At 65.7% G+C, this 12,722-nt stretch carries 10 protein-coding genes; 4 read left to right on the forward strand and 6 right to left on the reverse strand.

Features of this window, described 5'->3' with window-relative positions:
• Nucleotide 1: 1 nt before the first annotated feature.
• A complete protein-coding gene (locus tag ACVJ19_RS18120) occupies nt 2-808 on the forward strand; it encodes a transporter substrate-binding domain-containing protein (protein ID WP_453950393.1) in 807 nt (268 codons plus the stop codon).
• 36 nt (nt 809-844) lie between these two features.
• Here ACVJ19_RS18120 and ACVJ19_RS18125 read toward each other — a convergent pair whose 3' ends face one another.
• Nucleotides 845-2,020: a YncE family protein gene (locus ACVJ19_RS18125; protein WP_453950394.1), complete on the reverse strand. Its 1,176-nt coding sequence runs from the start codon at nt 2,018-2,020 to the stop codon at nt 845-847.
• A 270-nt stretch (nt 2,021-2,290) separates the two neighbouring features.
• Here ACVJ19_RS18125 and ACVJ19_RS18130 point away from each other — a divergent pair, with 270 nt between their 5' ends.
• Nucleotides 2,291-4,000 carry a phospholipase C gene (locus ACVJ19_RS18130; RefSeq protein WP_453950395.1) on the forward strand — a complete coding sequence of 570 codons (1,710 nt, stop codon included), beginning with the start codon at nt 2,291-2,293 and terminating at the stop codon, nt 3,998-4,000.
• Between the two features lie 15 nt (nt 4,001-4,015).
• Nucleotides 4,016-5,359 carry a cytochrome-c peroxidase gene (locus ACVJ19_RS18135; protein ID WP_453950396.1) on the forward strand — a complete coding sequence of 448 codons (1,344 nt, stop codon included), beginning with the start codon at nt 4,016-4,018 and terminating at the stop codon, nt 5,357-5,359.
• Here the strand turns inward: ACVJ19_RS18135 and ACVJ19_RS18140 are convergent.
• The 4 genes from ACVJ19_RS18140 to ACVJ19_RS18155 form a co-directional block, all read right to left on the reverse strand.
• The gene (locus tag ACVJ19_RS18140; RefSeq protein ID WP_453950397.1) at nt 5,356-6,339 is read right to left on the reverse strand and encodes an NAD-dependent epimerase/dehydratase family protein; all 984 of its coding nucleotides are present in this window, start codon (nt 6,337-6,339) and stop codon (nt 5,356-5,358) included. The two genes, ACVJ19_RS18135 and ACVJ19_RS18140, sit on opposite strands and share 4 nt — an antisense overlap.
• Before the next feature lie 90 nt (nt 6,340-6,429).
• On the reverse strand, nt 6,430-7,503 hold the full coding sequence (locus ACVJ19_RS18145) for a hypothetical protein (RefSeq protein WP_453950398.1): 1,074 nt from the start codon (nt 7,501-7,503) through the stop codon (nt 6,430-6,432).
• Nucleotides 7,504-7,573: 70 nt separating this feature from the next.
• Nucleotides 7,574-9,061, reverse strand: coding sequence for a flavin-containing monooxygenase (locus ACVJ19_RS18150; RefSeq protein WP_453950399.1), 1,488 nt, complete (start codon nt 9,059-9,061; stop codon nt 7,574-7,576).
• 106 nt (nt 9,062-9,167) lie between these two features.
• A complete protein-coding gene (locus ACVJ19_RS18155; protein WP_024339447.1) occupies nt 9,168-9,617 on the reverse strand; it encodes a cupin domain-containing protein in 450 nt (149 codons plus the stop codon).
• Nucleotides 9,618-9,805: 188 nt separating this feature from the next.
• Here ACVJ19_RS18155 and ACVJ19_RS18160 point away from each other — a divergent pair, with 188 nt between their 5' ends.
• Nucleotides 9,806-10,831 (forward strand): AraC family transcriptional regulator, encoded by a 1,026-nt coding sequence (locus tag ACVJ19_RS18160; protein WP_453950400.1) that lies wholly within the window; start codon nt 9,806-9,808, stop codon nt 10,829-10,831.
• Between the two features lie 10 nt (nt 10,832-10,841).
• Here the strand turns inward: ACVJ19_RS18160 and ACVJ19_RS18165 are convergent, their stop codons facing one another.
• A complete protein-coding gene (locus ACVJ19_RS18165; RefSeq protein ID WP_453950401.1) occupies nt 10,842-12,710 on the reverse strand; it encodes an ATP-binding protein in 1,869 nt (622 codons plus the stop codon).
• Nucleotides 12,711-12,722 lie beyond the last annotated feature (12 nt).

Raw genomic sequence — 12,722 nt, forward strand, 5'->3', positions numbered from 1 at the left:
CATGCGAACGTTGCTCCAATCGGCCCTTGCCGGCCTCGTTCTCGCAGCGGCCCTCGCCATGCCCGCGCTAGCCGATGGCCTGAAGGACGAGATCGCGCCGACCGGCAAGCTGCGGGTCGCGATCGCGATCAGCCCGGCGGGCGGCGCGTTCTGGTCGACCAGGACGGAAACAGGCTTCGCCGGCGTGCCGGTCGATCTCGGCAAGGAGATGGCCGCGCAGCTCGGTGTATCAGTCGAATATGTCGTGCACCAGAATTCCGGACAGATCACCGACGCCGCCAGCAAAGGCACTCTTGAGAAAGGTGCTTGGGACGTCACTTGGCTGCCCAAGGATCCCGAGCGCGAGACCAAGATGCTGTTCGGCCCGATCTACGAGGTCGCGGACGCCACCTACATCGTCAAGCCCGGCTCGACGATCACCAATTTCGCCACGCTGGACCAGGCGGGCATCAAGGTCGCGGCCGTCAACGCTACGACCACCATGCGCGGCGCCATCGCGCATCTGAAGCAGGCGAAGGTCACCGGCTATCAGACATACGATGATATCTTCGGCCTGCTGAAGAGCGGCGAGATCGATGCCTTCGCATTGTCGCGCGATCAGCTCAACAAGATGGCGCAGAAGATTCCGGGCACGAGGGTGCTCGACGAGACCTTCAAGAAGACGGTGACCGCCGTCGCCGTTCCGCTCGGCCACAGCCAGGCTCTCGCCTTCGTCACCAAATTCATGAACGAAGCGGTGACGAACGGCACCTTGCGCAGGGCCTATGACAACAACGGCCTGAAGGACACGCCGATCCGCACCGAATAGGCGGACGGCGCAGGAGGGCTGCGCCGCGCGCTAGTCTCACGGCTCCGCGGTGCGAATGCCCGCGGGGCTCACCTGCAGCTTGAGTGTGGACGTCCTGGTCAACGCCTTGCCGTCGAACGCGAACGCGATCAGCTCGTTCTCGACCATGCACTGCGCCACGACATGTTTGGAGTCCTTCGACCACACCATGCCCTGGCACCAATGGCCGATCTTGGCCTCCGCCACCGGCGCGAGCTCGGTCCCCGAGATCCGGTAGACCTTGAGCAGCCCGAAATCGTTGAAGAAGGGCGAGGCGGAGGGCTTGTTCGAGCCGTTCATGACGGTGACGGCGACATGATTGCCGTCCGGCGACATCTTCACCGCTTCCGGTGTCTGCCCGACGGTGACCGTCGTGACGACGCGGATCGGCTTTGCGGTCATGTCGATCAGGCTGATCGTGTCGTTGTCGCCGCTGCCGGTGCCGACATTGCCGATGACGGCCGCCGCGCTGCCGGTGAGGTCGATGTCATAGGGGCGGATGCCCGCGGAGAGGTCGCGCTTGGCGTACTCGACCTTGGTCCCGTCCACGGTCAGAAGCGAGATCTTGCTGTCGCCGTCGCGCGTGACCAGCGCGGTCGCGCCGTCGCGCGAGAACACGGCGTGGCTCGGCCCTGACTTGGCGTCGCCGAGCTGGATCTTGCCGGCCGGCGTCAGCGTGCTCCCGCTGATCGCAAAGACCGAGACGGTGCCCTCGCTGCGGTTGGCGACCAGCGCCAGCGTGCCCGCGCGGTTGATCGAGACGCCGGCCGCGCCCGCGCCGGCCTGGTGGGTCGCGAGCACTTTTGGCGGTGAGGACTTCAGGTCGATGACCGAGAGCTTGTCGTCGGGCACCGCCTTGGTCGGGTCCGCCGGATCGACCTTCATGGCGCCCGTCACCAGCGCAAAGGCGCCGTCCGGCGCGATCGCCACGCTCGGCGGCGGGCCGACGACGCTGGCAGGTGCCGCCACCTCGCCCAGAAGCTTCAACGTGCCGTCGGTGAGGTCGATGACGCTGACCGTATCCGGCAGCGGCTGCTTGCGCACCACGGCACTGCCGTTCTCCAGCACCATCTTGCCGTCATTGGCGCTGACGACGATCTCGGCGTGGGCGGCAAAACTGGCAAGGCCGGCCAGGGACGTGGCGACCAGAGCTGACGCGGCATGGCGCACGCGCATGCGAGGAGCGGCTTTCATGTTTCCCCCGAGGATTTGTTCTTGTCCGGTCAAGCTAAATGCAACCGGGCGTATGACGCAACGATCTGGACGCGATCTTTTCTGCCTTCGCCCACGGAATAAACGCGCCTGACGCGGTCCGGCGAGGACGGCGCGAAGCAGGCAGCTGCGTTAAAAATCTTGTCTCGGCTACTGCGCAAAGTGTCTCGTGCGTCAAACTGACACAGCTCTGTCATCCGCCGCCGCTACGTTCCCGAATGTCGGCGTCCATCCTTTCGGGGCAACACAACAATGAAGACCAGATTTCTGACGACGGTCGCGTTCTTCGCGGCCGCGACGGCACTCGCGTGCAGCATTCCCGTGCTCGCGGACGATTTCGGCCGGGACCGGGACCATGACCGGGATCACCACCGTCATCCGCATGACATTCATACGGAAACTCCGATCAAGCATCTCGTGATCATCTTCAACGAGAACCGCTCGTTCGACCATTATTTCGCGACCTATCCGAACGCGGCCAATCCGTCCGGCTCGATCCCGTTCGTGCCGAAGCCGCATACGCCGAAGGTGAACAACCTCGTCACGGCCAATCTGCTGGTCAACAACCCCAACAGCAATCCGGCCAACGGCACCGGCGCGACCGACCCGTTCCGCCTCGACCGCACCCAGGCCAACACCCGCTCGCAGAACCATGCCTACACGCCGGAGCAGCAGGCCGTGGACAACGGCAAGGAAGACCTGTTCCCGAAATTCACCGGCCGCGGCACCGCCGGCGGCGCCGGTGCCTTCGGCACCAACGGGCAGGTGATGGGCTATTTCGACGGCAACACCGTCACCGCCTTCTGGAACTACGCCCAGCACTTCGCCATGAGCGACAACAACTGGACCGACACATTCGGTCCCTCGACGCCTGGCGTGCTCGAGGTGGTCGCCGCACAGACCAACGGCGTGCAGAACGTCGTCGGCACGTCGTCGTCGATTGCCGACGGTCAGGGCGGCCTGACGCTGATCGGCGACACCGACCCCGGCAACGACGTCTGCTCAAGCACGACGAGCACCATGCTGATGGGCGGCAAGAACATCGGCGACCTGCTCAACGCCGAGCACATCAGCTGGGGCAGCTTCATGGGCGGCTTCGATCTCACGCTCAAGAATGCCAACGGCACGACGGGCTGCGCCCGCAGCACCTTCTCCAGCAACGTCAACGGCACGATCGTGGACTACGTCCCGCATCACGCCTTCTTCCAGTATCACAAGTCGACGGCCAACCCGACCCATGCGCGGCCCGGCTCCGTCCATGCGATCGGCCACACCTATGCCGCCGGCGGCAAGACCGTCGATCCAGCCAACCACAATTACGATATCGAGGACTTCTACGCCGCAGTGAAGGCCGGCAATTTCCCGGCCGTCTCCTACATCAAGATGCCGGCCTTCCAGGACGGTCATGCCGGCAACTCCGATCCGCTCGACGAGCAGGTCGGCAATGTCGAGCTGATCAACTTCCTGCAGAAGCAGCCCGAGTGGCGCGAGACCGCGATCATCATCACCTATGACGACTCCGACGGCTGGTACGATCACCAATACGTCGCGCCGAAGAGCGCCTCATATGATCCGACCGCCGATCAGGTCAACGGCCCCGGTCTCTGCGGCCTCGGCGCCAGCAAGCAGCCGGCGCCGAAGGGGCTCGAAGGCCAGCCGGTCAACGGCCGCTGCGGTCCCGGCACACGCGTTCCCCTGATCGTGGTCTCGCCCTACGCCAGGCCGAACTATGTCAGCCACACCTATACGACGCAGGCTTCGGTGGTTCGCTTCATCGAGGACAACTGGCTGCACGGCCAGCGGCTCGGCGGCGGCGCATTCGACGCCACCACGGGATCGATCATGGACCTGTTCGACTTCGACCAGGACCATGGGCACGACCTGCGGGCAGACGCCCTGTTCCTCGATCCGACCTCCGGCACTGTCATCACCAGCCCGCCGGACGAGCACCACCACCACTAGTCCAACGGGACTCTCATGAACCGCCGCACCATGTGGCTTCTCGGCGCCGGCCTGCTTTGCCTGGCCGGCGCCGTCTTTGCTGCCGGAACGGAAGGATTTGCAGAGACGAACCAGGTGGGTGTGAACCCGAACCCGGTCCGTCTCATGCGTCCGGTGATCGCCCCTCTGTCGGCGATGGCGCAACTCGGCAGGGAGATCTTTTACGACGCCTCGTTGTCATCCTCAGGCGCGCTGTCCTGTGCGTCCTGCCACAGCCCGAATCACGCTTACGGCCCGCCCAATGACGGGCCGGTCATGCTCGGCGGCGCTGACCTGTCGCGGCAAGGCGCACGCGCGGTGCCGTCGCTGACCTATCTCGACCGCCACCCGAATTTCAGCATCGGCCCCGACAAGGGCGACGACGACAACATCATCGATCTCGCGCAGATGGCCGCGACCGGCCAGCAGGTCGCGCGCACGACGAAGACCGCGGGCGGCACCGGCGCGTCGGCCAACATCGTGCCGCAGGGCGGCCTGTTCTGGGATGGTCGTGCCGACACGTTGCAGGATCAGGCGCTGTTTCCGCTGCTCGATCCCAACGAGATGGACGGCGGCAGTGCCGAGATCGTCGCGGACAAGCTGCGTCGCGCGCTCTACGCCAATCGCTTCGTCGAGCTGTTCGGCGCCGGCGTGCTGAGAAATCAGCGGCTCCTGATCGCGGAAGCGATGTTCGCAGTCGCGCGCTATCAGGTGGAGGAGCCGAGCTTCCATCCCTACACCAGCAAGTATGATTACTGGCTCGAAGGCAAGGCCCGGCTCTCCGAGAGCGAGCTGCGCGGCCTGCAATTGTTCAACGACCCCGACAAGGCCAATTGCGCGGGATGCCACACCTCGGCGCCGACCCGCGACGGCCTGCCGCCGCTGTTCACCGATCATCAATACGAGGCCCTCGGCGCGCCGCGCAATGCCGCGCTCGCCAATAATCACGATCCCAATTACTTCGATCTCGGCGTCTGCGGTCCGCAGCGCACCGACATTCCCGAGCAGACGCAATATTGCGGCATGTTCCTGACGCCGACGCTGCGCAACACGGCGACGCGTCACGCCTTCTTCCACAACGGCGTCTTCCATAGTCTGGAGCAGGTGCTCGACTTCTACAATTTCCGCGACACAAATCCGGAAAAAGTGTTTCCGCGCGCCGCCGACGGCACGGTGCTGAAGTACGACGACCTCCCGACAAAATATCACGCCAATGTGGATGTCACCGATCCGCCCTTCGATCGTCATCCCGGCGGCAAGCCGGCGATGACAGAGCAGGACGAGGCTGACATCATCGCGTTCCTGAAGACGCTGACGGACGGCTACAAGGTGGAGAACTAGCTCGCCTTGCCCGCATGCCACGCGGCGAGCACGGCCTTCTCCTCATCCTCGGTCAGTCCGGCGACAGGTCCGTTGCTGGCGCGGAGCCAGGCGCGTGTATCGCGCGCCGTGACGGCTGGCGGCCGCGAGGTCAGCCCGACCTCGCGCGCCGGCGAGGTGTCGCGCGTCATGAAGCCGGCAAAGTCGGGCAAAGGCAGCCACATCGGCAGTGATCGGGGGCCGGCCCAGCGCCGCACGTCGTGCGCTTCAAGGAAGGTGCGATCGATCCAGGTGAATTTGCAGGACGGGTTCAGCGCGGATGCGCACTCGGCCAGAACTTCGCCGCGCGTGCGAACCGGTCCAATGCCGTCATAGATGCCGGTCAGGCCAACCTCTGCCGCATGCACGATCCATTGCGCGAGATCGCGTGCGTCGATGAACTGGACGGCGTCGTCGGGCGATCCCGGTGCCAGCACCTCGCCGCCGCGCGCCAGTCGCGCCGGCCAGTATGAAAACCGTCCCGTCGGATCCTCCGGCCCGACGATCAGGCCGGCCCGGCAGATGAAGGCGTCGCTGCCGACCGCCTGTTCGCAGGCGACCTTGGCGGCGCCATAGATGGCGTCGGTGCTGTGCTCGATATCCACCGTCACGGGCTCGCGGAGCGATGCCGTGTCGGCGCGCTGCCCGGGCGTGCGATTGTCCGCATAGACGCTGACGGTCGAGACGAAGGTCCAGTGCACGCCCGGCCGCTTCAGCGCCGCCACCGCGCGGCGGACCTGACCGGGATGACGCGAGACATCGACCACGGCATCGAACGTCCCGCCCGCAAGCGGCGCTAGCCCGTCAACGGTGTCGCGGTCGATCATCACGAAACGGGCGCCCGCCGCGATCGGTCCCGCGAAGCCGCGGGCTGCGCAGGTCACGTCATGCCCGGTAACGCAGGCATGGGTGGCGATTGCGCGCCCGAGAAACTGGCTGCCGCCGAGGATTAGCAGGCGCATGAGATGGCCGATGACATCGTGGCGCGTCCTTCCCGATGACGAGTGGGAGAGGGAGCCTACGACGTCCAGCAGAGGTTGCAACCCGCTTCCTCAGCGCGGCCTGATCTCCGCATATTTCGCCATGGCCCGCTCGAACTTCCGGTTGAACAGCCACATCGCCGCGAGGATCTCGCGGAAGCTGGCCGAGGTTCTCGCCCGGTCGACCTGTCCGAACGCGAAAATGCTGTTGTTGCGCAGGTGCTTCATGACCGTGGGGCTGGATACCCGGTAATTCAGGAGGTCGCCCGATTTGAGCGCGGACCTTGTCGGGGTCGGGACGATCTGGATCAGCTCGAACAGCTTCATCTGGTCGATCGGGTCGGGGAGCGTCTTCACGATTGCCGGGATCTCCCGGAAGATATCCGCATGCGCGTTCATCAGGCCGTCGCGCACATTGGTCCAGTGATTGAAGCGGTGATCGGTGCCGCGGGCGCGCGCCTCTTCCTTGTCGTCGCGCGCGCTCAGCTTCGGATCGAGCGCCGCGATCTCGCCCTTGATGGTCTCCCATTTCCTGCGGCCGTTGCGATCTTCGGAAGGGCCGGTCTGGAAGCTGCCCATATAGGTGTTCGAGCGCGCATTGCGGACATTCTGCTTGCCGTTGGTCTCGGCAAAGAACAGCCCGAGGCTGATGCGCCCTGCGGCTTCGGCGTGAACAGAAGCGAGCCCCTTGGCGCGGGCGATCGTGGCGGCGAGATCAACGACGTCCCTAAACGGCGTTGCCGAGTTCTGCGCATTGGCCGGCGGCGCCTCCATGATGTCGAACAGCTTTCCATACTCGTCGACCAGCGGCTCGATATCGGCATCGAAATAGGCCGGCGGGATCTCGAACTTGTTGGGCTTGCCGATCCGTGACGGCATGGCGTCGGTAAGATCCTTGTAGCTGCTGATCACGGCGACGCGGGCGAGATAGAGCGCCTGACCCGGCAGGTTCGGCAGTGGCTCCTTCGCCTCGATCTGGCGCCGTCGCTCGGCGAGGATCGATTTGAAATCACCGAGCGCACGCTCGTAGGTGGCGAGCGCCTCGGATTGCTTTGGCGTCGGCGCGCCCTTCTGTGCAACGGCGGGCGTCGTGACGAAGAAGGCAACAGAAGCAAAGGCCGCAGCGGCAAGTCGTCTCGATCCCATGGCTGGTTCCCGTCGATTCGATGGCCAGGGAGATCGTAAACATCAGATGCGAGCAGCCGCAATTCTCCTCTCACGCCGCCCGGTAGTCCGGCGCCGTCGCCAGGAACTTCGCATAGGCATCCGCATCCGGTGGCTGGAAGCGTCCCGCGAGCCCGCCGCGCTTCTGGTTCTTTGCGCCGATATCGGCCATCAGCTCGTCGAAATGGCGGTAGTGATAGGGCGCAACGCAGAGGCCGCCATAGACGCCTGCTGCCGGCCGCTCGACGCGCTTGAAGTGCAGCATCATCTCGATGTTGTCGCGCATCGTCTGCGCCGTCGGCTGGTTCGCGAGCTGGCCGTCGGCGTAGCGCACCAGCCAGTTGGCTGCGAGATCGGCGCAGAGCACGGTGCAGAACGAGGAGTTGAAGCCGACAAAGCCGAGCTCCGGCAGATCGGGATTGGCGATCAGGCGGTAGAGGCGGTACTGCCCGTCCGCATCGACCAGCTTCTGCCGATAGGCCTCAGGCAGAAACGGCACGCCGAGCTTGTAGCCGATCGCGAGCACCGCGACATCGGCACCGATGCGCTCGCCGCCGCTCGTCACGATGCTGTCGCCGTCATAATGATCGAACGTGCCGAACACCGCCTTGATGCGGCCGTCGGCGACCATCGGATAGAAGCCCGGCGTTGCGATCGGCACCGAGCAGTTGACGCCGTCCTCGATCCGCTCCGTCGGCACCATCTTGCACTGCTTGAGCTTGAGCTGTGCCTTGAGCAGGCTCTCAAGCCCGCGCCAATTGGCCCAGACCAGCGGCGCGGCGATGCGATGCGCGAGCCGCGCCATCGCGCTGGCGCCCCAGCCCGGAAACATCTCCTCCTGCGCACGGATGTAGAGGATGCGCTTGAAGTTCACGAGGCCACCAATGAAATAGGGGATGCGCCAGACCGGCTCGCGCATCACGATCATGACCTCGCGCGCGCCCGATTTCACCGCGTTCACGGCGATGTCGGTCGCTGATTTCGAGCCGCCGAGCACGATGACGCGACGTCCTTTCGCGAGCGCCGGATCGCCATATTTCGACGAATGCAGGATCTGGCCGCCCTGCGCCAGAAAACCGTCCTCGCCCGGGCAATGCAGCTCGCGCGGCTCGTTGAACTGCCCGGTGCAAACCGCGACGAAATCGAAGTCTTCGCTCGTCGTGCCGTCGTTGCTCGTCAGGGCAAGGGTCCAGCCCGGCCTGCCGTCGGCGCGGCGCGCCATGCCGGCGACCTCGGTGTCGAGGCGCAGCATGCGGTCGAGGCCAAAACTCCTGGCGTAATCGGCGAGGTAGGTGTGGACTTGCGGCCCGGTCGGCCATTCCGGATAGCCGTCCGGCATGGCGCGATCGGTGTAGCGGTAGAGATCCTTCGGGCTCTGGGTCTGCACGTCGGGATAGGAGCGCGCGGGCTCCCAGACGCCGCCGAGATCGCCGCTGCGCTCGACGATGGTGACGCGGTGGCCGCGGGTGGCGAAGGCTTTTGCGGCGGCAAGGCCGGAGACGCCGGCGCCGATCACGCAGACATGTTTTGGGCTGACCATGGGGTTGCTCGCAATCGATGTGTTTGGCGCGCAAGCGGCCACGTTCGGCCGCAAGGCGCGGCCGGCAGGGCCTGCAAGCAGATGAAAGTGGACGAGGCGGCGACGGCTAGTCGTTGGCCTCGGGCGGCAGGAAGTCGACCTCATGCAGCGCCGAGATGCGCACGACTTCGGCGGGGTCGGTCAGATTGTGGAGCTGGTTGAACAACGCCTCCAGCTTCTGCATCGGCGAGACCCAGAACAGCGCGCGGCACGGCTTGTCGGATTTGTTGAAATAGCCGTGCGGGATGCCGCGCGGCATGCGCACGAGGTCGCCGGCATGGGCCTTGACCCACTGGCCGTCGAGCTTGAGGTCGAGCGTGCCTTCCTGCACCAGGATGAACTCGTCCTGGGTCGGGTGGATGTGCACCGGCACGAACTGGCCGGGATCGCTGTTGGTCTCGAACGCAAAGGTGGAATCGGTGACGGCCTTGGGGAAATAGACCTGGCCAAGGATGTTCCAGCTCTTGCCGCCATAGCCCGTGCCGTTGGCGGTAATGCCCTTTTCGAGTGCAGTCATGGCTTGCTCCTCATGGATTCCGGCGGGGACGGAGCTTCGGCCAGCCACGGGCCGCCTGTCTATCCGCTAAACGAATCCGGTGCGGCTATTGCCATGCAGCACGACGATTTTGCGGGTTGCGGCCCTTTTCGCGTCGAGGGAACTATTATAGGCTTAAAGCAATTCCGTGACGCGAAGCGTGGTCGACGATGTCCGCAGCCGTGCTGGAGGTGAGCGCAAGGGCGTCCGCAGCCGAACGGCTTGCGGATTTCGCCCGCGTCACCACTGACGATGTCGACGAAGCGGCCGAGCAGATCGGGCGCATCTTCTGCCCGCACGATCTCACACCGTCACGGCCACGCGCGGCCGGTTTCTCCGCCCGGCACAATTGCGCGGCCTTCGACGGGTTTTCCATCAACTACGTGGCCTATGGCGGATCGGTGAGCATCGATCCCGGCTGCCTCGAGCGCTTCTTCCTGGTGCAGGTCCCGCTCACGGGCTCGGCCCGCATACGTGCCGGCGCCGGCGAGCTCGACGCCGTGCCGGGCCGGACGGCGTCGCTGCTGTCGCCGACCATCCCGACCCGGATGATGTGGAGCGACTGCGCGCAAGTCATCCTGCTGCTCGACCGCCGCCTGGTCGAGCAGCGTGCTGCGGCGCTGTCGGGCAGGGCGGCCGGCGCGGTCGAGTTCGATGCTGCGATCGACCTGGACGCACCGTCCGGGCGCCGCCTGCAGACCAGCCTTGCCGAGCTGATGCTGATTGCCGAACGCCTCGGGCCGTCCGGCAGGCTGTCACCGGTCGCCATGGCCGATTGGCGCGAGGCGCTGCTCGATCACCTCCTCAACAGCCAGCGCCATGGCCTCTCGGATGCGATCCGGACGTTCTCAGGACAAGCCGAGCGCCTGCCGCGCGCGCTCCGCGCCGCGCGCGACCATCTTGCGGACAATGCCGGCGAGCCGCTCGACCTCGTGCAGCTCGCCCGCGCCTCCGGCATCGGCATCCGCGCGCTCCAGCTCGGCTTCCGCCGTCACTTCGGCGCCTCGATCTCGCAGATGCTGCTCGACATGCGCCTTGCCGGCCTGCACGCGCGTCTCGCGCAGGCCGCGCCCGATGCCTCCATCACCGAGATCGCCTTCGATCTCGGCTTCACCCATCTCGGCCGCATGGCCGGCGCCTATCGCGAAAAATTCGGCGAGACGCCGTCGGCGACGCTGCGGCGAAGGATGAGCTAGAGCGCACCCCTTACTTCCGCGATCGCGTCGTGCCGCCGTCTTCAGCCGTCTGCCTGCGCAAGAAGCCTTCGACGTCCGCCTGCACCGAGTACGGCGTCGGGATCGCGTCGCCCGCGGCATCGACGGCGGTGTCGAGCGAGCGGCGCAGCATGCGCGCGAGCTCGGCCTTGCGGTACGGCTTCGTCAGCAGCGGTGCGCTCATCGTGGCGCGGCCCTGCGTTTGCGAGTCATAGGCATAGCCCGAGGTGAACAGCACCCTCAGCGACGGCCGCGCCGCCACCATCTGCTCGGCGAGTTCGCGTCCGTTGATGCCGCCGGCCATCACGATGTCGGTGAACAGCAGGTCGAACGCCCTGCCTTCCGCCGCGATGGCGAGTGCTTCGGTGGCGTTGGCTGCCGGGATGACCTTGTAGCCGAGGCTCTCGAGCTGCACCGCGACGTATTGGCGGACGTCGCGGTCGTCCTCGACGCAAAGGATGGTTTCCTGTCCCCCCACGATCTTGCGCTCGTCATAGCCGGCCGGGCGAAGCGTGCTGGTCTCGGCTTTCGGCAGGTAGATCGTGAATGTCGTGCCGCGGCCTTCGGTGGAGGCGACCTTGATGCCGCCGCCGGACTGCTTGACGAAGCCGAACACCATGCTCAGCCCGAGCCCGGTGCCCTTGCCAACCTCCTTGGTCGAGAAGAACGGATCGAAGATGCGTTCGAGGATGGCCTGCGGGATGCCCGTGCCGGTGTCGGCGATCTCGATCTCGACATAGTCGCCGGCATAGCCGGCGCCGACCGCGACGGCCTCGCGAACGCCGAACACGACCTTGCGGGTCGTCAGCGTCAGCCTGCCGCCGTCGAGCATCGCGTCGCGGGCGTTGATGGCGAGGTTGAGCAGCGCCGAGCTCAATTGACCGCGATCGGCGAACGCCAGCCAGACATTGGCGTCCAGCTTCGTCACGATCTCGATCTTCTTGTCGAAGGTCGCCAGCAGCAGCTTGGCCAGTTCCTCGAGCAGCTCGTTGACGTCGATCTCGGCCGGCTGGAGCGCCTGCTTGCGGGCAAAGGACAACAGGCTCGATGTCAGTGCGGCGCCGCGATCGGCGGCCTCGCTGATCAGCTTGGTGATGGTCGCGAGCGGCGGGTTGTCCTTGACGGCGTCGGCGAGGATCTCGATCGTGCCGGTGATCACCGTGAGCATGTTGTTGAATTCGTGCGCGATGCCGCCGGTGAGTTGCCCGACCGCCTCCATCTTCTGGGCCTGGATCAGTTGCTCCTCGGCGGCCCGTTTCTGCGTGACGTCCTTGACGAAGGTGTTGATGATTTGGCGCCCCCCGAGATGCAGTGCCGTGCTGGACGCCTCGATCAGGATCTCGCCGCCGTTCCGGTGCAGCAGGCTCGCCTCGAAGCGGATGCCGATCGGCGCGTGCGATAGTTCCGGCAACAGCCGCATCATGCGTTGCCTGAAGCCGGCCCGGAGCGGCTCGGCGACGAGCAGGTCGACGACGTCGGCGCCGATGGCCGCGTTGCGCGTCCATCCGGTCAGGGCTTCGGCCTGGAAGCTCCACTCCAGGACAATGCCGCGCTCATCGGTCTGGACGAAGGCGTCGAGCGCGGTCTTGATGATGGCCTGCGTGATCTGTGCGCTCTCGGCGATGAGCTTCGTCTGATCGGCCAGCGCTGCATCCGAGCGCTTGTGCTGCGCCCTCTCGATCGCACGCATGCACAGACGCGCGATCAGCATCGCAATGACGGCGCTTGCGAGCAGGGCAACGATCTGGGGAGCGCCGAAGCCGCCGGCGGTTCCGGTCACGGCATAGGAGGCGAGGAGGGGTGCGGCGGTCACGACGACCTGTGCGGCCATCGCGAGTGTCAGAAGCCCCCTGAGTTTCATGTCTCACCAAAG

The sequence above is a fragment of the Bradyrhizobium sp. USDA 376 genome (assembly GCF_054063675.1).